Source organism: Rossellomorea aquimaris (genome assembly GCF_000935355.1).
In the GTDB taxonomy this organism is placed as follows: domain Bacteria; phylum Bacillota; class Bacilli; order Bacillales; family Bacillaceae_B; genus Rossellomorea; species Rossellomorea aquimaris_B.
Genome location: NZ_JXZC01000002.1, coordinates 15,423 through 37,413 on the forward strand (window position 1 = coordinate 15,423; position 21,991 = coordinate 37,413).

Below are 21,991 nucleotides of genomic sequence, written 5' to 3' on the forward strand. Positions count from 1 at the left end.
GGATAATAATTCTATTTTGCTTCTTCTTTCCATCCCAATAATAAGGTTGCTGCAAATGCGCCTGCTACGGCGATGACAAATCCGATCCCATAATTTAGCGGATCTTGAGCGATCGCAAACATCGGGATACCCGTCAATCCAATTCCGTTGGCCATCACTTGTGTGAATACCACGTATGCTCCTCCAAGAGCTCCACCGATGGCTGCTCCGATAAATGGGCGGCGATGCTTTAAGTTAACCCCGAAGATCGCCGGTTCTGTGATTCCGAGGAAAGCAGAGAAAGCTGCCGGCACAGCGATTTCCTTCGTTTTCTTGTTTTTCGTTTTAAAGAAGACGGCGAGTGTTGCCCCACCTTGCGCGACGTTTGCCATTGCCCAAATTGGCAGCAAATAGTTTCCTCCGATGTTTGATAAAAGCTCAGCCTCGATGGCATGGAAGCTGTGGTGAACACCGGTTAAAACGATCGTTGAATACAATCCACCGAAGATCAATCCAGCAATAGGTCCGGCGGTGTTGTAGACAACATCCAGAACCGTTGTGATTCCGTTACCGAGGACTCTTCCAAGTGGTCCAACGATAAGCAGGGCGGTAAACCCTGTGAAGATGACCGTCAAGAACGGTGTCACCAGTAAATCAATGGCGTTCGGGACAATTTTGCGTAAGCCTTTTTCAATCTTTGCCATTAAATAAACGGTTAACAGTACTGGAATAACCGTTCCTTGGTAACCAAGCATTTCAACGCCAAATCCGAAGAAATCGAGAGTTTCCGGCTGGGCATCGGCAAGACCCCATGGATTCAGTAATGCGGGGTGGGTCATGATCCCTCCGATGACAGCACCTAAGTATCCATTTGCTCCAAATTCCTTCGCTGCACTCATCCCGATCAAAATCGGTAAAATGATAAAGGCAGCAGAAGAGAACATGTCCAGCATCACGAATAGACCGCTATCTGGATCGACCCAATTATAGGTCTTCATCAAGCCAAGCAGCCCCATCAACATCCCTGCCGCTACGATTGCCGGAATGATCGGTACAAAGATATTTGAGAGTGTACGTGCAAAACGGGCAAACGGGTTCATCTTCCGTTTTGCTGCATCACTGTGAGACTCACCTGTTGGGGACTTCTCTTCCATAGACGCGCCAACAAGAGGGCCGAAATGTTCAAATACTTTATTTACATTCCCTGTCCCAAAAATGATCTGGAACTGACCGGAGCTTGAGAATGCCCCTTTCACACCATCCAATTCCTCGATGGCGCTCTTATCTACCTGACTTTCGTCCTCAATCACGAGACGCAGACGCGTCGCACAATGTGTTGCACTTACAACATTATTCTTGCCGCCCAATAACGGGACAAGCTGTTCTGCTACTTCACGATGGTTCATCATGAATCCCTCCTGTTTCTCTTTAAAATCAATAAAAAAAGACCTAGTACCCTTAAGAGGATAGAGGTAGGTCAAAGAGTGACGCTTACCATTATCGTCTTAAAGATTCTAGGTCTTGCCTGCATAAATCAGTAACAATCCTACTGTATGAAATTGATGAGTTCATTCTACAATATGAAAACGGTACCGTCAACCCATTTACTTTAAGAGGCGCGCTATATGCAGGGCAATATACGCAACCTCTGAAGGCGGGAATCGGATGCTGTATTCTTCCTGCAGATATTTTGTGATTTCCTTTGAGCACTCGTAAGCCCTTTTGTATTTCATCTGGATGAGTTCGAGCATGTCTTCATCAATGGGATCAAACTGGTCACCCTGCTCAATCCGATTCAACGCAAACCGGAGATGGGTGATCAATCGTTGATAGTTGATGCTCGACTCTTCTACTTCTATGGAAAGAATCGACTCCACCTGCTCGACGAAATCCCTCAGGATCGTTGCATGCTTCAAGGATTGGCTCATAGAAGGGGCATCCATCTTCGCCGTATGAATATGAAGGGCAATATGAGCCGCCTCATCATCAGGGATTTCGATCCCGAGTTTCTGCCTGATCTCTTCTTTTGCCCACACCCCGACCTCATATTCCTTTTTGTAAAGTAGCTTGATTTCATTTAAGAGCTTATTTTGGATGGGGATCCCTTGCTGCAGTCTTTCAAGGGCAAAGGAAAGATGATCCGTAAGTGCGATATGAATATGGTCGCTGAGAGGGGCATTTAAATGTCCCTCTGCATAACTGATGATGTTCTCAGCGATTTCAATATGTTCCTCCGGCAAGGTAGCCAGCAGCTGCTGGAATTTCTCGGAGGATTGCTCATGAAGGACAAAAATCTTTTCAATTTTGTTCTTAGGGACGATATCATTCCGCTTCTTTTGAAAAGCGATCCCGCTCCCCATAACAATTTTTTCCTGCGGCCCGTCCACCACTACAACAGCATTGTTGTTTAAAATTCTAAAAATACGCATAGATGTCCTCCGTACAGTTCATTACTCCTTATGTTACCACGATTCAGCGTAAAGATAACATGTAAAGTGTGTAGACCAAAGATTTTCATGAGAAATATGATATGCTGAAAGAAAAAATGAAAGCGGGAAAATAATGATTTCTACATATTTTGAAAAAATACAGGAAAAGTTACATATTGTTCAATCCAATGAAGCTGACAAAATGACTGTGCTTGCTGGGAAGATTTCTTCTGCCATTCAACAAGATGGCATCATCCATCTCTTCGGATGCGGTCACTCTCATATCCTCTCTGAAGAGGTATTTTACAGAGCAGGTGGACTGGTTCCGATCAATCCGATTTTGATCGAACCACTCATGCTTCATGAAGGAGCCGTACGATCTTCGCAATTAGAAAGAGCGGAAGGGTATGCAGTTGATTTTATGAATGCCCAGGATATTCAGTCCCATGATGTGGTGATTGTCCTCTCCACTTCGGGAAAAAATCCCGTTCCCATCGATGTTGCTCTTCTCGCGAAGGAAAAGGGTGCATTTGTTGTATCCATCAGTGCCTTTGACTACGTAGAGAAAGAAACATCCAGACACCCCAGCGGAAAGTTTCTTAGTGAAGTAGTGGATCTTGCCATTAACAATCACTCTGTCGTAGGGGATGCAGTCTTGGCGGATGAACGAGTGGCAGTCCCATTCTCTCCTTCTTCGACCGTCATCGGGTCTGCGATTTTGAATGGAGTCATGGCTGGTGCCATTCAAAATATGCTGGAAGAAGGATTTGAGCCGCCTATCTTCATCAGCGGAAACGTGGACGGTGCAGATGATCATAACGTAGGGTTGATTGAGAAGTATCGCAAGCGGATTCCCCTGTTAACGAAAGGACTATAGATAAAAAGAGTAGGAGCCCGTTAAGGCACCTACTCTTTTTTTTACAGTCTGTCCAAGTTGATTTTAAACTTATATTTATCAGCTCGATAAATGGATCGCACCAATTCAAACGGGGTACCGTCTTCCAGAAATGAATCCCGTTGGATGAGCAGCACCGGCTCCCCGCTCTTCACCTTAAGATGCTTCGTATCCGCTTCGGTCACAATCGCCGCTTCCACTGATTGAGTGGCATGACTGATGTGAAGGTTCAGCTCGCTTTCAATATAATGATACAGCGATTTCTCCAGTATTTCCTGATTCAATCCAGGAAGCAGCCTGACTGGGATATAACTTGTTTCCAGTGCCATCGGTTCACCGTTCGCTAGACGGATTCGCTTCATAGTATACACAAGCTCTTCTTCCTCTAAAGAAAGGAGTTCCTGAATATCCTCTCTTGCCGGAGAAATTTCGAAATGCAATAATTTGTTCCCAGGCTCGAGTCCCCGACTCTTCATGTCTTCGCTGAAGCTAGTCAATCCCTGAAGGCTTTGTTCAATCTTCCGATGGGAGACGAATGTCCCCCGTCCTTTTTCTCTATATAAAACATTCTTATTCACAAGATTGGTAATCGCCTGTCTCACGGTCATCCTGCTGATTTTAAACGATTCTGCAAGCTCCCTTTCAGACGGCAGGGCATCCCCTGGTTTTAGCTCTTCAGACTGTATTAAATGTTTAAGGTGTTCTTCTAACTGATAATACAAAGGAAGAGGAGAATTTTTATTAACCACGAACTGTTCTCCTTTCGATATAGCGGTTCTATGTTCTATTTTATTACATACACCATGTTTATAACAGACAATTATCCGTCTATAGAAAAGAGCAGACGGGACTTTAGCCACATTCGACAAGCCAGACTGCCCTCTCCTTTTATTTTAACTTTTTCAGCTCGTCCGCGACAAACTCTACATCCGTTCCTACAATGACTTGAAGGTTTTTATTATTCACCTTCATCACACCCTTCGCCCCATGAGCTTTCAACGCTTTTTCGTCTACTAGTGTGACATCATTGATTTCGAGACGTAATCGTGTGGCGCAGTTATCCACAACAACCAGGTTTTCTTTTCCACCCAGATCTTGCAGAAAATGCGAGGCCATTATTTCATATTTACTATTTCCTCCTGAGTTTTCATCTGCTACGACCACATCTTCATCATCTTCACGCCAAGGAGTCTTCAAATTGAACTTCTTGATCAAGAAAGTGAATACGAGGAAGTAGATGATTCCGTAAAGAATGCCTACCCCCAATAATAACCAAGGCTTTTGACCGATATTGAAATTTAAGATGTAATCAAAGGCACCTGCTGAGAAACCGAAGCCATGATGAATGCCCAGTACGTATGTGATGACCATTGAACTGGCCGTTAATACTGCATGAATTCCATAAAGAACAGGAGATAAGAACATGAAACTGAATTCAATCGGCTCTGTGATCCCCGTTAAGAATGAAGTAACGGCTAATCCGATTAACATTCCCGATACATTTGCACGCAGAGGTTTTTTGGCCGTCACAATCATTGCCAGACAAGCTGCCGGAAGACCGAACATCATGATAGGGAAGAAACCGGTTTGGAACGTCCCGGCTGTTGGATCCTTCGCAAAGAATCGTGGTATATCCCCCTTCACGATTTCTCCTGCAGCATCTTTAAATGTTCCAAATTCAAACCATACGAGTGTATTCAATACGTGATGCAATCCAACCGGGATCAAGAGTCGATTCAACAGGCCAAACACACCGACCCCCGTTGCTCCGGCACCGATGATCCATTCGCCGATGGAATTGATCCCGCTTTGTATTGGCGGCCAGACAATTCCAAATATCCCTGCGAGTGCAACCATGGACGCAGCGGTTATGATTGGAACGAAACGTCTGCCTCCGAAGAATCCCAGCCAAGCCGGAAGTTTAATATCATTGAAACGGTTATATAATAACCCTGCCACGACCCCGGAGATGATCCCTCCGAAAATCGCCATATTGGAATCCGGATCAAGGGCTTTTAACCCGCCCGTTAATACCAGATAACCAATGGCACCCGCCAGACCAGCTGTACCATTTCCATCTTTCGAAAATCCGATTGCTACCCCGATGGCAAAGATTAGAGCTAAATTTTTAAATATGGCATCTCCTGCTTCAGACATGAACGCGATCCCTAATAGATCATCCTGACCCAAGCGCAGCAATAGTGCAGCTGCAGGTAGGACCGCGATTGGAAGCATGAGCGATTTACCGATTCGTTGTAAGAAACCTAACATACTATTCTCTCCTTTTGTTTCAAGTGAAAGCGTTTAAGCAAAACACATCATATCATTAAAAAGGAATAGATGTCTATACCAATTTAAAGAATAAGTTTAGCAATATAATACGCTTATAAAGTTCCATAAAAATCTGAATTGATAAATATCTATCTTCATCCCCTAACTGGTATAGACAACTATACTTTCTGGTGGTATTGTAGAATTGTAAAGTACTCAAGGAGTGATTTCAGTGACCTCAAATACAGAAAAACTACTTATTATGGATGGCAACATCTATGCAGAAGATACAATTTATGAAAAAGGGTTTATCAAAATAGAGAATGGTGTGATCACCGGAATGGGTGATCGCTCCCAGTTAACCGATTCAGAAGAGTATAAAGTGATTACTCTTCCCCACGGGTATAGTGTTGTCCCAGGAATGATAGATATTCATATTCATGGAGTAAATGGCGCAGACACAATGGATGCAAAGCGAGAAGCCCTTGATACGATGACCGGGACACTCCCGAAAGAAGGAACCACGAGCTTCCTTGCAACAACCATGACAGAAGGGTCCGATGCAATTGAAAAAGCACTGAAGGCAACCGCAGACTATATGTCAAAGCATCAAAGAGATGGTCAGGCAGAAATTCTCGGCATCCATTTAGAAGGACCGTTCATCAATCCGGACAAAGCAGGGGCCCAGCCTCTCAATCGAATCCAAAAGCCAAGTGTCGACACATTTAAACACTGGCAGGCCCTATCTCAAAACCATATAAAATTAGTCACTCTCGCTCCAGAGCTTGACGATGACTACGAATTGATCCGTTACTTAAAAGAAAATGGGATTGTTGCTTCAGTGGGCCATTCCGGTGCAACCTTCGATCAGGTAGGGGAAGCCATCGATGCCGGCTTATCCCATGTGACTCACTTGTTTAATCAAATGTCTGGCCTTCATCATCGTGAGCCCGGGATTGTCGGTGCCTCCTTCTTACGACAGGAATTAATGGTGGAATTGATTTCAGACGGAATTCACGTTCGACCAGAAGTGATTCAATTAGCATTCAATCAGATTACAGATGAGCGCTTAATCCTCATCACTGATTCCATGAGAGCCAAATGCTTGAAGAATGGTCAATATGACCTTGGCGGACAGATGGTGACAGTTAAGGACGGCAAGGCTTTATTGGATGAGGACACATTGGCGGGAAGCGTCCTGAAAATGAAAGATGCTTTTACAAACATTCAAACATTCACAACAAGTGATATGAGAAGTGCTGTTAAAATGACTGCTGAAAATCCGGCAAAACAATTAAATGTGTTTGATCGAAAAGGAAGCCTCGCTCCCCTGAAAGATGCAGACATCGTCATATTAGACGAAAACAACGACGTATACACAACCATATGTAAAGGGAAAATAGCCTATATTCGAGAGGATGATACTCATGAAACTAATTGAAGTGAAAGACTACCAGGAAATGAGTCAAGTGGCTGCAGACTATCTATTATCCAAGGTAAAAAAAACTAAAAACGTCACACTGGGTTTAGCCACAGGCGGAACACCACAAGGGCTTTACAAGGTATTGATTCATGATCATCAACAAAACGGAACGTCTTATCAACATGTATCTTCCTTCAACCTTGACGAATACATCGGACTTTCCGGTAAACACCCTAACAGCTACTACCATTACATGAATGAAAACCTTTTTAAACACATTGATATAGATTCAGATAACACCCATATCCCTTCAGGAAAAGCAGCCGACCCCGAAAAAGAATGCGAAGCGTATGATGAAAAAATCCGCGCCCACGGGGGGATCGACCTTCAAATACTGGGGATCGGAAGCAACGGACATATCGGGTTTAACGAACCAGGGACATCGTTTGAATCCAACACTCATATTGTCGAGCTTACCGAGTCTACACGTGAGGCTAATGCCCGTTACTTTGATTCAATCGATGACGTTCCCACACACGCCATTACCATGGGTATCTCATCGATCATGAAGAGTAAAGAAATTCTTTTACTAGTTTCAGGCGAGGCCAAACAAGAGGCGATGATAAAGTTAGTAGAAGGGAAAATCTCAGAGGACTTTCCTGCTTCTATTCTGAATCACCATGACCATGTAACGGTGATCGCCGATGAAGAAGCCCTGGCACTGGTGAAAGGGTTAGAGTTGTCGAATAGATGAAAGGATGAAGATATGGAGTGATTAAGTTTGGTCCATGTCTCAAGAGCGGCGAACAATGGTTCGTCGCTTTTATTATTATTGGGATATTTCTAAAATAAAACGAAGAATATTATAAAAAAATGATTGACTAACAGTATGAATATTTCTTATAATAAATCTTGACCGATCACGGGGCATTAGCTCAGCTGGGAGAGCGTTTGGCTGGCAGCCAAAAGGTCAGCGGTTCGATCCCGCTATGCTCCATACACCCGAAACCCTTATACATCTAGGGTTTCTTTTTTTTTTTTTATTTTCTTTCTAGTTATCTATATTTATGATATTGCACAATAGTTGCACAAGTTTTCAATTCATTCTCTCTCTCCAAAGAAGGTTTTTTCAAGACGAAGGGCTGCGGAATTCTGTATATCTGGTGTAACGTGAGAATAAGTATCTAATGTGATTCCCACATCATTATGCCCTAGTCTTTCCGACACTACTTTAGGATTTTCTCCGTTTTTAAGTAGCATTGTGGCGTGTAAATGTCTTAAATCGTGTATCGTAATCTTGGGGATCGAGGCATTTCTAGTGATACGCTTAAATTCACGGAGTACATTATTAGGATCTTTATTATTTCCTGTAGATGAAATAAGAACCATTCCCTTGGTATTTAACTTTCCCATTCTTGTGATCTTATCTTTATGTTCTTGTAATTTTGAAATGACGAAAGGAGAAATTGAAATTTGTCTACGAGATTTTCTAGTTTTAACATCTCTTAAAACTAACCCCCTTTCTTTCACACGAACTAATCCCCTGGAAACGTAAATCTTCCCTTGAATAAAGTCTATGTCATCCCACATCAGACCTAATATCTCACCTCTTCTCATTCCAGTGAAAATTGCAAGTATATAAAACACTTCATTTTCTGTCCCTTCGACTACTTTCAAGAACTTCTCAGTTTGTTCTTTAGTCCATAGGGAATGCTCCTTATGTTGTAGCTTTGGAGGAGTAGCTTCACTCACAGGGTTTTGTTGCAATACCCCCCATTTCACCCCTTGACCAAATGCCCGATTGAGAAGATTATGTATTTCTCTCACGGTTTTGGGCGACAGACCTTGATCCTGCTTTTTCGCATAAAATTCATCTATCATCAGGGTCGTAATTTCATCAAAAAATATTGAAGTGAAATACGGTAGTATATGATTTTTAATTAATGACCAACTTGAATACGCTGTTGTCTCAGCCACACTACGGGTATAAGAAGTTTGAAACCATCTCTCTACGTAGTCGTTAAACATTTCTTTTGTTTTATTTATCTCTCTGTTATCGGGTGGGGTTAAATACTCTATTTTTTTTTGAGCGAAATGAGCTATCGCTTCACTTTGTTTAGCAAAACCACTAAAATACTTTTGAAACTTATCTCCTTTATAATCACTGAATCTAGCTCGATAGCAATATCCGCTCTTTATTTTTCTCAATCTTGGTCCTGCCATATTTCATCCTCCATTCTCTGTGCGGGGTAAGGAGGTGGTTATTTTTAGTATAACCACCATTGAAGATTACTCAATAAACTAATTGAATAAAATTAAAACAATAAGAGTTATGATACATTAGATTGTAATTTTGAAAGCCAATCAAAGAATTCCGCTTTAAATACACGTTTGCATCGGCCAAACTTTATTAATGGAAAATCACTTTGATTCATTAATTCATAAGCTGTTGGTTTTGAAACACTCAAAATTTCTGCAATGTCGCTTGCTTTCAAAATCATTGGATAATCTTCTATTTTTTTATTCATTTAAACCTCTCCTCTTCAATACATATTTATTATTCTGATTGATTATATTTTTAGTGTTTTGGGTTTTCCAATGGAAGAAATGAAAAAGTTTAATTTTTTTTAGGAAATTCTAAAGATGTGAAATAGAACATTACTTAAAACTGTACAATGCAAATGTTTGAAACTAATCAAAAAAAGATCAAGGCTTGTTGTACCAGTAGCCTTGATCTTTTTTTGTTCTAAGTCAGGGAATATTGACAATTGTCTTTAAAAATCGCTTGGCCATTTCTATGTCAATAACCTTAATATAAATTATTAGACTTTGTTCTCTCACTGTATTTTCATCTTCTCCTAAAGATATTACAGTCTCAAATGCAGTTCTATTTATTTCACCTTCTATATATGTTCCTTCATCAGAAAAGAACTTTAATACCGTTCTGCATTCCTTCATATGAAAGAATTGATTGATATCTTTAAACTCTTGCTGGTGAAACAAGATAGGAAATCCCTCTATACAAAATTGAACTAACATTCCGCCACTTCCTTTTTACTAATTTAGTACCAAGCGTATATAACATTTAAATATCTTATCAACAAATACCTTACTTTCTCACCTTTATCTATCTGTTACTATTATCTTCGTTTTTATCCAAAAACATATACTGAGAATATGTCCGGCACCTAATTTAGTAATATTCTTAGCTATATGTAATTCTTATAGGACTCCGGTTGAGATATTCATCTTTCCAGCGTTCGAGAATCGCTCTTCAAAAAATAAAGAAAAGTGAACCATTCATATTTTTTAGTTCCAAGGTTCCGGATTATTAGATAAAAAATAATTATTTTTTTATTTTTATCTTTTTTAATAAACCTTAATCTTAAATTAAATTAGAACCTTGGAACCTAGACTAAATAAATGAACAATAATTACTAATTACCTATTTCAACAAGGGTTCCACTTTAGTTCCGATTCCATTAATTAGTTCTAACTCATAATTTTTTTCGTGATTTTTTGCTCAAAGATCTAACTACCTAATATTTAAAGTTATTCCTTGCTTGGAACTAGAAACTATTTAGGAATAAGTTTGGAACCTTTTTATACAAATGTAGCGATAATGATTGGAAAAGCCCTCCGAGTGTTTTTATGATGGTATTATTTTACTGTTTTATTGTGGTAAAATAAATATATGTTACCTAAATATACTATTTTAGTAAGTTCTAATTATAGAACTTTTGTTTTTAGGAATTTTAATATATAAGGAGGTTTTATAGGATGAGCCTATGGAAAAAAATCCTTGGTCAAACTGATTTAAGTCCGGAAGAGTTGGCCAAAAGAGAGAAAGAACAGGCTGAAAAGAAAAAAAGGAAAGAGGAAGAAGCTAAACGTTTCCAAGAAGAACAGGATAGGAAAAGGGAAGCGAGGCGTATTGAAAAGGAAAGAAGAAAAGCAGAAGAGTTAAAATCTATGGAGCGATTCTTTGGGCCATCTCCTGGTATGGGGAAGAAAATCACTTACTCGGCTCATAAAGAGGTGTTTCAGTATGTTGAACGTCATTTATTACGAGAAGATGAACAGGTCTTAGGAGTTATTCAAGCTGAGTATGACAAGACAAAGAAAAGGGAAATCAAAGGACTCTTGTTTGCTGCTGAAGAAAAAATGATCTTCGCATTTGTACGGGGGAATAACCAATACATCGAAGAATTTGAGTATTCCAAGATGAAGGGGATTTCGCTCGCAAGGGACGGCTTTGCTTCAAAAGAGCTTTTTATTGATTATGGGCGCGGAAGAAAGAAGTTTGATGACATTATCGACGATGATACTTTTAAATCATTCTTGAGTGCCGTCAACGGTAAAATCGCAGAATACAGAATCAAACCAGTTCAGAAAGCAAAAACAAAGCCATCTGCGAAGGCTGCTTCGAGTGAGCAGGGTGAAGATAAATATAAACAACTTGAACGGATTGCTGAACTTAAAGAAAAAGGGATTTTAACTGAAGAAGAATTCCAGGCTGAGAAAAAGAAAATATTAAATTAATGAGGTGTAAAGGATGAAAGTATTGCGTTGGATTTTAGCTATTGTGGCTATTCTATTTACTTTGCTAATGGCGGCCTCCACTCCTCTGGCGTGGTTGGCGCTTGTTGTATTGACTTTTGGGTTGTATCAAAGTGCTCAAAAAAGAAAAGGGAAAATGACTTTTTCGAAACCAGGATGGTTTATAGCTATTGGGTTGTTGTTACCGATTGTTGGTGTGATCGTAGCCCCATCTGAGACTTATGAAACAAATATGAAAGTAGCGAGTGAGCAGACAGAGAAGGAAGAGAAGGAAGAGAAAGAAAAGGAAAAGGCTGAAGCTGAAGCAAAAGCTAAAGCAGAGGAAAAAGAAAAGGCTGAAAAGAAAGCAGAGGAAGAGAAAAAGTTAGCTGAAGAGAAGGCTAAAAAGCAAGAAGAAGAACAGGCTAAAAAAGAAGCTGCTGAAAAGAAAAGGCAAAATCTAGTCGGACAATTTGGTTTAGAGGAAGTAATGGTTGCTCGTGCAGTTGATGGCGACACTCTTGAATTAGAAGATGGGAGAAAAATCAGGCTCGTAGGAGTGAACACGCCGGAATCAACAACGAGAACTGAAGAGTATGGGAAAGAGGCTAGTCAGTATACAGCCACTGAATTGGAAGGCAAAAAGGTTTGGGTTCAGAAGGATGTATCTGATATAGACCGTTACGATCGATACTTACGAATAGTATGGTTAGACGTTCCTCAAGATGATATGGATGAAGAAGAAATCCGCACTAAAATGTTTAATGCTCAGTTGGTGTTGAATGGTTATGCCGAACCTTCTACCTACTCACCTGACGTTAAATACAGTGATTTTTTTGTGAAATTTGCTCGTGAGGCAAGGGAAGATAATACAGGGCTTTGGGCGTTTGGTGAAAACGGAACAACCAAAGGGGATTTGGATCCTAAAGAGGAAAAGAAAACCACAACAGCTTCCACCAATAGTTCGAGCTCAAGTTCAACTACGCCTGCTGAGCCAGAAGCAGCACCTGCTGCAACCGCTCAACCGGAGTACTTCCAAAACTGTACAGAACTTAGAAAGAAATATCCAAACGGGGTAGCATCTGATCACCCAGCATATGCTTCTAAGCACGACCGAGATAAAGATAACTACGCGTGTGAAAGGTAACATTAAGAGACCCTTTCTCAATATTTCTAAGGGGTTCCGTTCAGGGAGAGAAAATAGCAAATAGCATTATGAATAGCAGGCTAATTTAAGAAATTAAATAGAAAGCTCTGAGTCTAGAAAAGGACTCAGAGCTTTCTATATTCAAAACATTAAGTTCATTTTGCTATTCCCTCGCTAAAAACGAACCAGAAATTTTTAACCTGCATTTTTCTATCTTATATTTACCGGTACTACTTTCTGGGCTACTACCCTTCCTCCTTCATACACTTTGCAAGTCATCGTATGATTCCCTCTATATTTGGTGTGTTCAACTACTGTTCGACCTTCTTTTTTATGGTAGAGATCACCTTCCGCTTCATCCCCATAATTGTGAACAATCCACTCCACTTTAGTATAAGGAACGAGCGGGTCTACCTGGAAGTATATACTACAACCCTTTGGCAACCTACCTTCAAACTCCTCTAAAGAATAAGAATCACCTGTTCCCATATTCACCAATGCAGTTAATCGTAATAATTCCTCATTTCTGGCTTCCAACATAGCATTTTCAGAAAATGATTTTTGAATATCCTCTCCCCAGAATTTATGATTAAAGAAGTTCTTCCAGGCATTCATTGCATCATCTTCAGTGCAAATATCATCAAATAAAACTGCTAGTTTTTCAATACCATTGCTAAGCCGTGTACAAAGATTTTTGACCTTCTGCTCATCTTTCTTGTTATAAAGAATTGATTGGCCGGTTACAGGGTTGAGAATTTCTTTGTTATAATCCAATCTTTCTTTTATTGACTTGATTGTTTCATAGAACATTTCATCAAGCCGGTCCCTAATTTGAATTCGCTCTGCCACCAATATTGATTGCACTAGGCCTCCAGGCATTAGCCATCCGGGATTTGATTTGCAGAACATTTTCAGCAACCTAACTACTCTTCTAATATTTTTATCTGAAGCATCATTAACCTCTTTGAACCAATTATTGATGGCCTTGGGATCCCTGCTTCTCCATTCGCTACCACAATGCTCATACTCAAAATTTCTATCATAAAAATTCATTGTTCTTCTGTAAATGGCAAAGTCTATATGATAACCAGAAGCATATTCTAAAGTGACAGCATTCGTTTTTGCTTTAGGAGATGCCTTAAATTGCTTACACTTCCTTTGTAATGCGTCTTCTATGATAGATTTAACTTTCTTGGTGTCATCTGGAATATTACTTGAATTAAACACCACGGCCACATCAATGTCATACTCCTTCTTATCGTGCTGTGTTACGGTCCTCATCGCAACGCTGCCCTGCTCGATAACATCCATTATCTTATACTCTGTATCATTTTCATCGTTATATTCCGACAGACCCTCTTTCAGCCGGTCAATGTTTTTTCTTTTTTTCTCTCTAAGCGAATTGATTTCTTGATCAGACAATTTTACGCAGTCGGTGTAAAATGAAGTAAATTTCTTTTCTAAATCAAACATTGTCAGTAAGCTCATTTTCTATCCCCCCATTAAAACACTGGATATATCTAGTCCCTTGGTTATTAAAAGAAATTCCCCAGTTGTAGCAAGGGCCTGTAGAAACTGAATTATTAACATAGTTGTAATTTATGATTTCAACCATATAGGTATCTGTTGTCAGGATCTTCCCGATTTCAAAAACCAAACTACTTTGACACGACAACAACAAATGAATCTTTTTTATGCTCGAATAACCGCTCAGCTCTACGAATAAATCAAAGATGAGTTTTTTATAATCGTGCAGCTGGTCTTCATACATAATCGAGTTCTGTTTAGGGGTTTCAATCGATACATCAATAAAAGGAGCATTAAATTGCTGAACTTGCTCCTCCTGAATCTGAATTGTCGTACTAACACCCACTACTACTTCTTCTGCATCTTCAAGATTCAAAGTACCCAAAGGATGGCTTAGTTGTAAGTCCGGATATGTCCTTTTCGATGAAAAAAAGTTTTTCTTCGATTTATCCAACTTCATATATTTCCTGTCAAGTTTGTGATACTCAAAGAATTCAACAGTTGGAGCACCTTGATCACAGTACCCCGCAAACATTGTGAGTGGGATAGGTGCAGTTCCGGTGTATCCCTTTTTCACATCCTTATTTTCCGAATAAAATGACTTCATTTTTATTTCTATCATATTAGTTGCCTCTTCATATCGCTCTAAGTTCATTTTTCTTGCATATATACCTAAATCCACTTCCCTCTCCTTGAACTCAAAACGATTTAAACCAACATCTTTCCTGTGTTCTTCTATCCTTCTTTCTTTCATTCCAAGTAAATTAAGAATGCTAAGTTTATTCTTGGTGTACATCCACATCCAGATGCCAATTCCAATAATGATAAATCCAGTTACCAACTGTACGATATTATTTGTTGCTTCATCGCCTGATAACAAAGCAAAAGCTTTATCTGAAAAAGTCCCGAAGGACTCTGTTACCAGTGCTAATCCCGTTGTTACAAAATTTACTGAAAAACCAGTTTCTATCTGTTTGTTTATAGTTTTAACAACAAGAAATATGAATCCTATGATACCTATTATTATTGATAGAAGTAACCAGCTCATTTTTCTTCAACCTTTCAAATATAGTATTCTATTGCAAAACCATTGGAAAAATTACAATATGATTATATATTCTACCATATAGTTTATAGCAGTTCACCCATATACTTCCATATGAGCGATGTTGATGCCGGCAAGCTTCTTCCCCTCTTGGTTTCTTTGATCGGTTTTAGGGAAGAACTTAACTCTCGAAAAACAAATGGAACCATATCCTTGTTAAAAACAACAATCTTTGTGAAAACAGCCTATAGTTAGGAGGTGTATATTCTGCGAAATGATTTTCACTTCAAATCCTTACTTTAGGTGCTATTGGAATATTGATGGCGGTAATAGAATTATAAGCTCTTCTGCAAATTGGACCCCAGCAAACAACATTTACATCACATTTTTTATTGAAACAGTATCTTCCATTAGCGGGAGCTTTAATGGAACAAGAAGATAATATAGACATAAAAAACCAGAGTCTGTAGCTCTGGGTTTTTTACTGATAAATATGGTGTTATTTACGTTACTTTTTCTGCTGCTAATTTGGGTGTGATTTAAGATTTTCCCTCCGTTAACGGAACCCCTTACAATATTTCAGAAAGGGTCTCTTTTCATTTTGGATAGGATGCGGAGCTGCTGTTTGAAGTACAATTCCTAATCTTAACCGTGCATTTAGGGGAATGGACAGGTAGATATATCCGTTTTCAATGTTGATCGGAAGTCTTGTTATAGATAGATTTATTTTCTTGAGGGGAGCGAATTACAAAATACCGCGAGGCTTATGAAAGTTTGATATAAATTTAAACAGATAATAAAAGCTTCAAATACTGACTAATATTTCAACCTTACCCCAAAGATTGCTTGAAAACTGGTTCCATCCGTAAGCTTTTTTTTCTTTTTATAATACCCTTTGTTTGAAAGCTCTTTATAAAATTTTATCTTAGAGATTTTATCAATCTTTGAATTTGATCGATAGTTATTAAAATAATAAAATAAATCATCTCCTTTAGTGTATAAACTGTTATTTTCTAAATCACATTCGCATTTTTCAATCAAAAATTGTTGTATAATATCGCTCTCCTCAAACCAATTATTTACGGCGCTTTCCATTTGAGATGTTGTGCTAAACCATTTGTTTTTATTTAAACGTTTTATACCTTCTATGGCTCTATTAAATAGACCTGATATTTCCTCTTTATTATTTAAATCATTTATAATATCCGCTTTTTGCTTTTCTAATTTTATCTTATTTGTAATAGGTAATATTAATGTTCTCCGTTTCATTCCATCTGATGTATCTGTTAAAGTTGGTAAACTATTCATAGAGAATGTGATTTTCGCATAATTTTTAAAAGTTATGGGATTTAGATATTTTCTATTAGCTGTTACTAAGTCATCGCCAGTCAGATTCTTTAGTAGTCCTGGTTTGTCCATATATTTCGGATCAATATCAGCGCATAAATTTGACGATTTTGTATGCAATTCTGCTATTGAAAACTTATCATTCATTAATGTTTCTAAAGAAACACTAGAAACATTATCCCCTCCCACGAAAATAGTTAATAATTCAATAAGTTTGGATTTACCGGCACCCCCTACCCCATTTATTAGTAAAAAGCATTGAGGCCAATAGGCTCTTACTAGTTGAAAACCAAACCATTCATATATAAAATCCAGGTGCTCCTTTCCTACTACTTGCATAAGAAACTTCTCTATTTGCGGGCATTCTGAATTAGGGTCAAACACTATATTAATGTGCTTTGTTTGAATATAATCATTAGAATTGTAAGAAGGGGTAAAATTATTTGTTTGAAGGTTATAAGTTCCGTTTTGAATTGCTATAAGGAAGGGATTAGAGTTTTCAAAAGGGTCAAAATGTTCATTATTATGATATTTATTTTCTAAATGGAAAAGAACCTCTTTAACTATGGACTTATTTGAATACTTACCTAGTTTATTTACAATATAAGTTTGAAGATACTGATGGGCGTTATCTCTCCATATACCTAAATTACTATCAAAGTATTTATAGTGTTTGTTATTTTTAAATAATTTTACTTCACTGGCTATTTCCTCCGCCAATATTACGTGTTTGATCTTAGGTCTTCCATTATCCGAAAAGGATAACCAGCTACTATTTTTACTTATTTCCAATGTGTTCCCTCACTTTATATCAGTATTTAGTTAAAAGAATGTTAAAAGAATCTTTAAAATATATACTAATTAACACCTCTTCTCTGATATATTTCTTAAAAACTTTTAATTCCCTTGTTTAATACTACAAACTTTCATCTTAATTCTACTTTTTCAAATACTCTTGTACTTCTTTAAAAGAAGTGTAATAAGATAATATAACATCATTTCTGAAATGACCTAGATCGATAGATGTAAAAAATATTGCATACTCCTCCCTATTTAGATCTCGTTTTCTGTTTCGATTCTTATTAATCCGAAATCGCAAACTATCCAATTTTTCTTTTATTTTGTTGTTTTCAGCGATTTTTGCTCGTACATAGTTATCTATACTTTGTTTAGTTGAAAACCTTTCATAATATTCACCAGCCCTTGTTAACGCAAATGATTTTCTAAACGAATGAGGGGTAAACTTTCTATTAACTAAAATTTCTTTATAATTTCCTTCATTATTTTTCACCCTCACCAGTTCAGATCGATCCAAATGCTTAGCTGCATTTCTAATTAACTTTTCTATTTCTTTTGCTGTCTGTCGCATTGACTTAAAAGTACCATCCCTTTTTTTACTTACAAATAACCTTTCTTCATCCTTCTTTCCTTCTGTAATATTTTTGAGGTACTCTTTTGTTTCATCAGATATTTCTATTGTTCTTGATAGTCCTCCTTTATCTTTCCAAAAGGTCAACTTATTGTCGTCTATTGAAATGTTTTTTTTCTTCAGCCTTAACACACTATTAATTCTACCTCCAGTCCTATACATAACTTCAGCAACTGTTAATGTCATTTCTCTATTAATTGTTTGATGTCCAATAGTTTTCAGTTCACTTAGTACAGATTTACATTCTTCTGGAGTCGCTCTAAGAGTTTGTGAAGTTTTGGAAATTCTTTTTATATTCTGTTCTTTTACTATATCCCTAAATTTCGAGGGATCTCCCAATGAAAATTTTCTTTTAAATACATTAGTTTGTTCAATTCCGTGATTTAAAGCTACAAGTGCTGAAATTGACTTTTTTAAGGAGTAAGCAGAATATCTTTGCTTATGTACAGAATTAATTTTTTCATAAAAAATCGACTCTATCATATAGCCTTTAATTTTAGTTACGTCACTAACTCCATATTCACTATATACCTTTCGTAATATTGAATATACTTCATCCCTATAAGTATCGAGTGTAGTTTCACTCCAGGAACCTTTGTCCCTACTTTTTAAGGTAATCTTATTTCGATACATTTTTTGAAATACATTATCAACTTTTTTTAAAGATGCTTCTAGTTTCCTACTCAAACTCACCACCCCCATCGGCAATATATACTAAACGTGAATTGTAGTCTTACTAAGGTTCTGGTCCGCCTATTCCCCATTCAGAATCCCTGGGGAATGCGGCGACCCAGAACCTAAGTAAGACTATATTTTGAGTCAACTTGCGTTGGACTCAAAAAACACCAGTTTTCAACAACTGGTTATGTCTCAATTTTCCACAAAAATTTGAAACATAACCGTTGTTCTCCCTGTCCCCATCTTGAGTACATAGTTAAAAGGTGTACTAATCCTTCCTAAGGAAAGCTGATCTATCTTCGTTCCCTCTTGTTGGAGTTGTTCTCTTTATAAATTTGATTAAGAGATACTGTGTTTCTTAATTCTCGATTTTGGATGGGGTCCAAGGTTCGAGAGTGCCAGCTTGGACACCATATACCTTAATTCTAATACGAATTCAATTTTTTTTACTAATCAACTTTATTTAAACGGTTTCTACATTAGCAGAACTCCTTTCATATATTAGGCATTAACTTTCTTTACAAGGCTTTACCTTGACTCCATTTAAAGAGATTTTGTTTTCACTGAAATTATATACCCAAAACTGAAAAGTATAAGAAAAAATTCTTATTTACAAAACAAGTAAAGGAATCGATTTTTTTATTGTGGGAACAAAGGTAATTTTTAGAATTACTTTTTATTTTTTTTCGTTCTTTTTTTTCTTGGCTATTTTCCGAATTTAAATTCACACTGTTGTATAAAAGTTTTTGTTTCCCTTTTTATATTTTTTATATTTTTTTTTTTAGAAACTATAAATATAAAAGCAAAAAAGTTTTATATTTAAGCAATTTACAACATCTATTTTGAACTATATAATCCAAATTATCAGGGGATATTCTTAAAAATATATTAGAACTATCAAAAGTACCTTTGTATATTAATTCATCGTTTGGAAATCTCATTAAATAAGGAGCTGGAAAAGTAATGACACTAATCAAAGAAGAACTTCACTCTTATACTTTAGAGGCTGTATCTGTTAATGAAACAGTTGTCGATAATCGAAAAGTCGTTTTTATGGTTGTAAATACTAAGTCCTTCTTGAAAACAAAACTCCCCAATAATGCTAATACTAGAAAATTTACCGGAAAGAAAAATAAAGCAGTTAATGCAATGATTCAGACATTAAGAAAAGAACCTGAAAATTTTCGTTTAAAGAATTTAGGTATACGTGTTGTAGCCTCCGAAATTATAAGAAACGGCAATTTAGTAACTCTATTATGCACTGAAGAAGAAGGAAATTTTAATGGAGGGCACACCAACGAAGTATTAAGTATATACGGAAACGAAAATGCTTATGTATATGTTACTGTTGATGTTAATTTACCTAGAGAACAACTAGTTGATATTTCTGTAGCTTTAAATATGTCAAAAAGAGTAGAAGAGTATTCAATAGGGGAAAAGATTGGTGCTCACGAATGGATTAAAAAAGTGCTTCCCTCTGAATCAATAGCCTGGCAAGAAGGGGATGAAGGGGATCATCACGTAACAGATGTATTGAAGGTGGCAAATTTATTTAGAGTTGAAAAAAATAAAAAATATAATGATAGTTCACTTCGTCAATCTTTGACAAGAAAGAAAGAGGTTGTTAAAAAAAATAATGAAAATCAACCCCTAACATATACAGGATATCTTTTACCTGATCTTTGGTATTTGTATAAAGAACTTACTGAAAACACAATTATTCAAAGTAATTTACCAAATAGATTTACCTCTGATAATAAGTTATTACAAGGTATCGTTCTTGCTTTTATTTACGGAATTCAATGTATGACAGAAATAAATAAAAATAATATACCGATGTGGAAAAAAGAATATTCAGTAATGACAGCCTTAAATACTTGTGAAAAAGTTTCAAAAAAAATCGGAAAAACTATTAATAAACAACCGTTTAAAAGGATGACTGCAGAAATGATTTATAAAGATTCAATGTTCCAAGAAAAAATCAAACGTGTATTTGCAGAGGAATTATTATAGCTAAATGTTGTCTTATTAGCCTCAATTCCCACAATTCATACAGGTTTAAAGTAATTATAATGTATTATTACTTTATTTATTTAAAGCTTTCTTCACTTCATAAACCAAGTAGTATTTAATATTTATATAATTAGGTTTCATCCCTTTACAAATAAGAAGAGAGGACCAAATCAATGTGATTCGGTCCTCCTTTTTTATAATCAAATTATTTATTGATACTTTTTAAGTAACCACCCAGCCCCACATTCCTATTGCACAGGAATTGCACAGAATTATTTTATTTATTTTTTTCATCTTCAAAACTTAGTAATATTCATATAAATATATTACTCTTTTGATCTATTTTTTTTATTTTATTTTAGACCTGTCTCTGGCAGCCAAAAGGTCAGCGGTTCGATCCCGCTATGCTCCATACCAAAAAAAGATGGGGAAATCCTATATACAGGATTTCCCCATCTTTTTTAGTAATAGCTTTGATCTCAAACTTACTATACCATTAGGTAGCAAATGGTATAAACTCAAACTTGGTTATCACGATTTCCGCTTCCTTTTGATTCAACGGAGCCTTTCCCCCAAACAACCATAAGTTGATATCTACTTTTTCGTTTTTAGTATTGGGGATATCTCCCCCTCTATATGTCTATTCCTTGATTCGATACCATTCTATTGGACTTGGTAGTTTTGAATAGTGTCCATGCAGGGAAAGAAATTTAATGGATGATGGAGTCCATAAAAAACTATGGGTCGAATAGTTTCCACTTAGGGACGTTTGAAATTGAATCATATTTCCCGCCTTTGTATAGGGCTGAACCACGTATTGTGAATTTGGTCCTTTTGGATATCCCCATTTTGCAAATTCAATGTCAATTTCCCGATAATTATTGGCAGCAGCATCCGCAGAAGTACCATCATATGTGAATAATCCCAGCGTTATATTTGGATCCAATAAATCCGGTCGGCCATCCACAAAAAAACGGTACGTTCCATAACCGAGGGTCTTCGTGTTATATACTTCAGCACAGTACCACTTATTGTTTCGTTTTGTTATTTTTAAATGCAATCTTCCTCTACTGTCTACCCATACATTTTCGCTGCTACCTGAAAAAAAATTCGGTCCCGGACCCCATTTGTTAGTAGAAGAATCTTTCACATTCCAAGTATATCCACTCCATTTGATTGTTCTATTATTCAATACTATTCCTCCGATATATTAATATTTTTAATATATCGTATGTACTAGCTTTCACAATGACTGTCAGTTTGTCCATA

18 protein-coding genes and 1 tRNA gene are annotated in these 21,991 nt (G+C 37.3%); 7 read left to right on the plus strand and 12 right to left on the minus strand.

Features of this window, described 5'->3' with window-relative positions; genetic code table 11:
* Positions 1 to 11: 11 nt before the first annotated feature.
* Together TV75_RS07230 and TV75_RS07235 are read right to left on the minus strand one after the other, a co-directional pair.
* Entirely contained in the window at positions 12 to 1,385 is a 1,374-nt protein-coding gene (locus TV75_RS07230) for a sucrose-specific PTS transporter subunit IIBC (protein WP_044338078.1), read from the minus strand.
* A 198-nt stretch (positions 1,386 to 1,583) separates the two neighbouring features.
* Positions 1,584 to 2,408 carry a PRD domain-containing protein gene (locus tag TV75_RS07235; protein ID WP_044338079.1) on the minus strand — a complete coding sequence of 275 codons (825 nt, stop codon included), beginning with the start codon at positions 2,406 to 2,408 and terminating at the stop codon, positions 1,584 to 1,586.
* Positions 2,409 to 2,541: 133 nt separating this feature from the next.
* Here TV75_RS07235 and TV75_RS07240 point away from each other — a divergent pair, with 133 nt between their 5' ends.
* A complete protein-coding gene (locus tag TV75_RS07240; RefSeq protein WP_044338080.1) occupies positions 2,542 to 3,285 on the plus strand; it encodes an SIS domain-containing protein in 744 nt (247 codons plus the stop codon).
* Between the two features lie 41 nt (positions 3,286 to 3,326).
* Here TV75_RS07240 and TV75_RS07245 read toward each other — a convergent pair whose 3' ends face one another.
* Both TV75_RS07245 and nagE read right to left on the minus strand, forming a co-directional pair.
* The gene (locus TV75_RS07245; RefSeq protein ID WP_044338081.1) at positions 3,327 to 4,052 is read right to left on the minus strand and encodes a GntR family transcriptional regulator; all 726 of its coding nucleotides are present in this window, start codon (positions 4,050 to 4,052) and stop codon (positions 3,327 to 3,329) included.
* Between the two features lie 139 nt (positions 4,053 to 4,191).
* The gene (gene nagE, locus TV75_RS07250; RefSeq protein WP_044338082.1) at positions 4,192 to 5,574 is read right to left on the minus strand and encodes an N-acetylglucosamine-specific PTS transporter subunit IIBC; all 1,383 of its coding nucleotides are present in this window, start codon (positions 5,572 to 5,574) and stop codon (positions 4,192 to 4,194) included.
* Between the two features lie 232 nt (positions 5,575 to 5,806).
* Here nagE and nagA point away from each other — a divergent pair, with 232 nt between their 5' ends.
* The 3 genes from nagA (at position 5,807) to TV75_RS07265 (ending at position 7,994) form a co-directional block, all read left to right on the plus strand.
* Entirely contained in the window at positions 5,807 to 7,015 is a 1,209-nt protein-coding gene (gene nagA, locus TV75_RS07255) for an N-acetylglucosamine-6-phosphate deacetylase (RefSeq protein WP_301280419.1), read from the plus strand.
* A complete protein-coding gene (gene nagB / locus TV75_RS07260; RefSeq protein ID WP_044338083.1) occupies positions 7,002 to 7,751 on the plus strand; it encodes a glucosamine-6-phosphate deaminase in 750 nt (249 codons plus the stop codon). Before nagA ends, nagB begins: the two co-directional genes overlap by 14 nt.
* A gap of 170 nt (positions 7,752 to 7,921) precedes the next feature.
* Positions 7,922 to 7,994 (plus strand) — tRNA-Ala (locus TV75_RS07265).
* Positions 7,995 to 8,098: 104 nt separating this feature from the next.
* Here TV75_RS07265 and TV75_RS07270 read toward each other — a convergent pair.
* From TV75_RS07270 to TV75_RS07280, 3 genes are all read right to left on the minus strand, one after another.
* Complete coding sequence (locus tag TV75_RS07270) at positions 8,099 to 9,220, minus strand: tyrosine-type recombinase/integrase (RefSeq protein WP_052504458.1); 1,122 nt, start codon at positions 9,218 to 9,220, stop codon at positions 8,099 to 8,101.
* Positions 9,221 to 9,327: 107 nt separating this feature from the next.
* On the minus strand, positions 9,328 to 9,525 hold the full coding sequence (locus TV75_RS07275; RefSeq protein WP_044338084.1) for a helix-turn-helix domain-containing protein: 198 nt from the start codon (positions 9,523 to 9,525) through the stop codon (positions 9,328 to 9,330).
* Positions 9,526 to 9,748: 223 nt separating this feature from the next.
* Entirely contained in the window at positions 9,749 to 10,036 is a 288-nt protein-coding gene (locus TV75_RS07280; RefSeq protein ID WP_044338085.1) for a hypothetical protein, read from the minus strand.
* Positions 10,037 to 10,777: 741 nt separating this feature from the next.
* On the opposite strand from TV75_RS07280, the gene TV75_RS07285 reads away from it, so the two are divergent.
* Together TV75_RS07285 and TV75_RS07290 are read left to right on the plus strand one after the other, a co-directional pair.
* Positions 10,778 to 11,539 (plus strand): SHOCT domain-containing protein, encoded by a 762-nt coding sequence (locus TV75_RS07285; RefSeq protein ID WP_044338086.1) that lies wholly within the window; start codon positions 10,778 to 10,780, stop codon positions 11,537 to 11,539.
* A 13-nt stretch (positions 11,540 to 11,552) separates the two neighbouring features.
* A complete protein-coding gene (locus tag TV75_RS07290) occupies positions 11,553 to 12,683 on the plus strand; it encodes a thermonuclease family protein (protein WP_044338087.1) in 1,131 nt (376 codons plus the stop codon).
* Between the two features lie 210 nt (positions 12,684 to 12,893).
* On the opposite strand, the gene TV75_RS07295 is transcribed toward TV75_RS07290, so the two are convergent.
* The 4 genes from TV75_RS07295 to TV75_RS07310 all read right to left on the minus strand — a co-directional run bounded on the left by TV75_RS07295 (position 12,894) and on the right by TV75_RS07310 (position 18,718).
* Positions 12,894 to 14,171, minus strand: a complete 1,278-nt coding sequence (locus TV75_RS07295) for a nucleotidyltransferase (protein ID WP_253275490.1) — start codon at positions 14,169 to 14,171, stop codon at positions 12,894 to 12,896.
* A complete protein-coding gene (locus TV75_RS07300) occupies positions 14,149 to 15,258 on the minus strand; it encodes an SAVED domain-containing protein (RefSeq protein WP_044338088.1) in 1,110 nt (369 codons plus the stop codon). Before TV75_RS07300 ends, TV75_RS07295 begins: the two co-directional genes overlap by 23 nt.
* A gap of 813 nt (positions 15,259 to 16,071) precedes the next feature.
* On the minus strand, positions 16,072 to 17,394 hold the full coding sequence (locus TV75_RS07305) for a DNA primase family protein (RefSeq protein WP_044338089.1): 1,323 nt from the start codon (positions 17,392 to 17,394) through the stop codon (positions 16,072 to 16,074).
* 145 nt (positions 17,395 to 17,539) lie between these two features.
* Positions 17,540 to 18,718, minus strand: coding sequence for a site-specific integrase (locus TV75_RS07310; protein ID WP_044338090.1), 1,179 nt, complete (start codon positions 18,716 to 18,718; stop codon positions 17,540 to 17,542).
* 954 nt (positions 18,719 to 19,672) lie between these two features.
* Between TV75_RS07310 and TV75_RS07315 the strand changes: the two genes are divergently transcribed.
* On the plus strand, positions 19,673 to 20,722 hold the full coding sequence (locus TV75_RS07315) for an AIPR family protein (RefSeq protein WP_044338091.1): 1,050 nt from the start codon (positions 19,673 to 19,675) through the stop codon (positions 20,720 to 20,722).
* 640 nt (positions 20,723 to 21,362) lie between these two features.
* On the opposite strand, the gene TV75_RS07320 is transcribed toward TV75_RS07315, so the two are convergent.
* Positions 21,363 to 21,914, minus strand: a complete 552-nt coding sequence (locus TV75_RS07320; protein WP_052504459.1) for a hypothetical protein — start codon at positions 21,912 to 21,914, stop codon at positions 21,363 to 21,365.
* Positions 21,915 to 21,991 lie beyond the last annotated feature (77 nt).

Coding starts and splice junctions, on each gene's coding strand:
- TV75_RS07230 (WP_044338078.1), bottom strand. CDS start 1,385: ATGAACCATCGTGAAGTAGCAGAACAGCTTGTCCCGTTATTGGGCGGC.
- TV75_RS07235 (WP_044338079.1), bottom strand. CDS start 2,408: ATGCGTATTTTTAGAATTTTAAACAACAATGCTGTTGTAGTGGTGGAC.
- TV75_RS07240 (WP_044338080.1), top strand. CDS start 2,542: ATGATTTCTACATATTTTGAAAAAATACAGGAAAAGTTACATATTGTT.
- nagE (WP_044338082.1), bottom strand. CDS start 5,574: ATGTTAGGTTTCTTACAACGAATCGGTAAATCGCTCATGCTTCCAATC.
- nagB (WP_044338083.1), top strand. CDS start 7,002: ATGAAACTAATTGAAGTGAAAGACTACCAGGAAATGAGTCAAGTGGCT.
- TV75_RS07270 (WP_052504458.1), bottom strand. CDS start 9,220: ATGGCAGGACCAAGATTGAGAAAAATAAAGAGCGGATATTGCTATCGA.
- TV75_RS07275 (WP_044338084.1), bottom strand. CDS start 9,525: ATGAATAAAAAAATAGAAGATTATCCAATGATTTTGAAAGCAAGCGAC.
- TV75_RS07280 (WP_044338085.1), bottom strand. CDS start 10,036: ATGTTAGTTCAATTTTGTATAGAGGGATTTCCTATCTTGTTTCACCAG.
- TV75_RS07285 (WP_044338086.1), top strand. CDS start 10,778: ATGAGCCTATGGAAAAAAATCCTTGGTCAAACTGATTTAAGTCCGGAA.
- TV75_RS07290 (WP_044338087.1), top strand. CDS start 11,553: ATGAAAGTATTGCGTTGGATTTTAGCTATTGTGGCTATTCTATTTACT.
- TV75_RS07295 (WP_253275490.1), bottom strand. CDS start 14,171: ATGAGCTTACTGACAATGTTTGATTTAGAAAAGAAATTTACTTCATTT.
- TV75_RS07300 (WP_044338088.1), bottom strand. CDS start 15,258: ATGAGCTGGTTACTTCTATCAATAATAATAGGTATCATAGGATTCATA.
- TV75_RS07315 (WP_044338091.1), top strand. CDS start 19,673: ATGACACTAATCAAAGAAGAACTTCACTCTTATACTTTAGAGGCTGTA.